The sequence below is a fragment of the Chitinophaga varians genome (genome assembly GCF_014529945.1).
Taxonomy (GTDB): Bacteria; Bacteroidota; Bacteroidia; order Chitinophagales; family Chitinophagaceae; genus Chitinophaga; species Chitinophaga varians.
In genome coordinates, this window is the sequence record NZ_JACVFB010000048.1 from 1 (window position 1) to 366 (window position 366).

General features: G+C 47.8%; 1 protein-coding gene. It reads left to right on the top strand.

All coding sequences use genetic code 11. The features are described 5' to 3' along the window. Positions 1-366: condensation domain-containing protein (locus ICL55_RS34980; protein WP_188106723.1), on the top strand; the 366-nt coding region annotated here is incomplete at both ends.

The following is a 366-nucleotide window of genomic DNA, read 5'->3' on the forward strand; positions in this document are numbered from 1 at the left end:
CTGATCATGCGTCATGAAATATTAAGAACAATATTTAGAGAGAATGCGGCCGGTGAACTGAGACAAATTATACAGCACAATGCTGATGCTTTTGTGATTGCGTATAAGGACTTACGCCAGTCTCCTGCTGAAGTGGCTGCGGCGGTACGTTCGGAAGTGCTTCGTCCGTTTGATCTGAGCTCGGGGCCTTTACTGCGACTGTTGTTGTTACAAACCGGCGACGCGGAATATATGTTAGTGTACACCATGCATCACATCATCAGCGATGGCTGGTCGATGGGCATCTTAATAAAAGAATTATTATCCTGTTATGAGGGGCTGGTATCCGGCCACCAGGAGGCTTTGCCGCCGTTGCGTATCCAGTAT